1 protein-coding gene and 1 pseudogene are annotated in these 2,790 nt (G+C 69.3%); both read left to right on the forward strand.

Annotated features, from left to right (window positions below; translation table 11 throughout):
- Positions 1–898: pseudogene (locus VFA16_RS00820) on the forward strand (molecular chaperone); the annotation flags it as partial.
- 291 nt (positions 899–1,189) lie between these two features.
- Positions 1,190–2,602 (forward strand): DUF7159 family protein, encoded by a 1,413-nt coding sequence (locus tag VFA16_RS00825; protein WP_324965993.1) that lies wholly within the window; start codon positions 1,190–1,192, stop codon positions 2,600–2,602.
- Positions 2,603–2,790 lie beyond the last annotated feature (188 nt).

The following is a 2,790-nucleotide window of genomic DNA, read 5'->3' on the forward strand; positions in this document are numbered from 1 at the left end:
GAACGAGATTGAAGCACCGACGGCGGTAGCGGCGATGGCCGGCGCCAGCACCGGCAGCTTGAGTGCATCGACAGGCGGCTCCGCTTCGCCGACAGGAACTTTCGGCACAGCGGACGGTGCGGTCGGCACGTTAGACGACGCTTTCGGCTTGTCTACCGGTGGCTTCGGCGCAATCAACGGCGATGCGCCTCTCAGCGACGACGCGACGCCTCGCCAGTTGGCCTGGTCGGAGGCCGACGACAGCGGCAAGGAACCGTTGCCGTTTACTGGTTCGTTCTACAGCTCCTATGCCGACCCCTACGATGACGGGGTCCGCGCCGCGCCATCTCAACTTCTGCCGACGATTGAGCCGCCCGCCGAGCGGAAGCGGCGGCGGTACCGGCTGCCGCAGCTGGCCATCGGGCTCGCTGCCCTCACGTCGATGATCGCGATCGGCGGGGTGGCGTACTCGCTGACAAGCACCACCGAACACCACGCGCCTCCGGCGCCGCACAGCACCAAGCCTGTGGCCCCGCCGCCGCTCAGCTCCCCGCCGCCATCGCCGAGTCCGGTGGCGCCCCCCAGCCTGGCCCCTCCGCCGAGCAGCGTTGCCCCGCCGCCACCGCCTCCGCCGTCGTCTGCCGAAGCGCCACCGCCACCCCCACCACCGGTGACCACGACGGATCGGCCGGCACCGACGACCACGGCTCAGGCGACGACAACCACAACGACCACCACCACCACAACGACGACCACGACACCGCCGCCGAGCTCGACAACCACCACAACCACCAGCACGACGGTGCCGATGACGACGGAGTACTTGACCCTCCCGCTGGTGCCGGTCCCGATACCGATTCAGGTTCCGCAGCAGAACCAGCCGCAGAACCCGTATGTGAATCCTGGCGGCGGTTACTGACCTCAACGCTGCCTTACCCCGACCGGTTGGACATCCGGCTGCTCAGGGCAACGCCTTTTCCCTGCGGCAACGGCGAACAACGGTCGGCGCCGGAAAGTAGCGGTAGGGTTGAAGTACCACGGTTGGCGGGGCCCGTTGGTATTGCTGCCGTTTCGCTTCGACCTAGAACTTCATACGTCCAGCTAATCCGGATGTAACGTCGCAGACAGGTGCGGCGACGAAGTTAGAAGAGGCGGCCCGCGGGGTGTACTCCTCCGCCAGACTGTGGCAGCAAAGTACTTTGGAGGAGTTGTGGACATCGTATTCGGGGTGTCGATGGCACCTACGACGGTCCGCATGGTGCTGATCGAGGGGCAAAACGCGGACGGCGTCACCGTCGACGAAGACAGCTTCGACGTGGCCGCCGACGGAGACTCGGCAACCTCAGCCGCGATCGCCGCGATCCTGGGTACTCGGGAAGCCGCGTTGGAAGCCGGCTACCAACTTGTGTCAACCGGCGTGACGTGGACCGACGCTGGCGATGCCCCGGCGCTGCGCGACGCACTGGCTGGCCAGCAAATCGAAAACGTCATGCTGGTCGCCCCGCTACTGGCTGCTGCGGCGCTAGCGCAGACCGTGGGCGGTGCACTGGCCTACGGGCACATCGGGCTGTTGTACCTGGAACCCAACAGCACCACCTTGGCTGTCGTCGACTGCGCCGACGGCTCGATCGTCGACTTGCACCGACAGCTGGTCGACAACTTGTGGGACGACGGCGACACGGCACAGCTGGCGGCCGACGCTGCGGAGCTGACCTCGATGGTTTCTGGGCTCGAGTCGTTGGAATCCCGCCCGGACGGGGTATTCCTCGTCGGCTGCGGCGTTGACGTCGTTCCCATCAAGCCGCGAGTCGAGGAGGCCACCACTCTCCCGGTAACTGTGCCCGAGGAGCCGGACATGGCGTTGGCCCGGGGCGCGGCACTGGCGTCGGCGAACGCGCCGCTGTTTGCCTCGTCGACTGCTGCGCTGGCTTACGCACAAGACCCCGGCACCGGTGAGGTGGATCGCTACGCGGTCGCTCCGACCTACCTCGACGTTTCCGGCCACGCCAGCCTGGGCAGCGCGGCGCTGGCCTACAGCGCCCTGCCTGAGGATAACGACCTGCCTGGTCAGCGGCCGCGCCGGCCTTTGTTGCTGGTCGGCAGCGCGCTGGCGGCGGTCTTCTTGATCGGTGTTGTGGCGCTGATCGTTTCGCTGGTGGCCGATGTGCGCCCGACGGTCGGTCAGCGACCCAATCCCGGCGGAAACGTCGTCATCCCGACCGAGCAGGCGCCCGCGCCGCCGAAGGCGCAACCGCCTGTGCCGGCCGCTTCCTCCCCACCACCGGCCGCGCCGCCCGCGTCACCCGAGCCGGCGGCACCGCCGCCGCCCGCTGCGCCTGCACCGGCACCGGAAACGATCCCCGAGCCGGCACCGGTAGTGGCGCCCCGCCCAGCGCCGGTACAGCGGACACCGATACGGCAAGCACCGGCCTACCAGCCGCCTGCAGCCGCACCCGCACCACAGCCGGCTCCGGAGGCGCCGCCCCCACCGCCGGCCGTGCCGCCCCCACCGCCGCCTCCGGCGCCGGCGATGCCGCCGATGACGGCGTATCTGCACTTGCCGTTCGTCACCGTGCCGATTCCGATCAACCCGCCTCCGCCGCCCGCGCCGCCGGGGCCGTAACGTGCGGCGTCGGTCCGATTAGCCGACGCGGGGTGTGTCGGTCGGGCCGGTGCGGGGGGTGTCGGTCGGGCCGGCCTCACCAGGTTGCTGCTGCTGCGATTCTTCGGGGCGCGCCGTGGCGCGCGGGTCAAGGCTGTCGGCGTGCGCGCGCTGCTCGTCGAGTTGCTCGCGCGCACCGGCCGCATTCG

Origin of the sequence: Mycobacterium sp. (assembly GCF_035653355.1) — a bacterium.
GTDB lineage: Bacteria > Actinomycetota > Actinomycetes > Mycobacteriales > Mycobacteriaceae > Mycobacterium.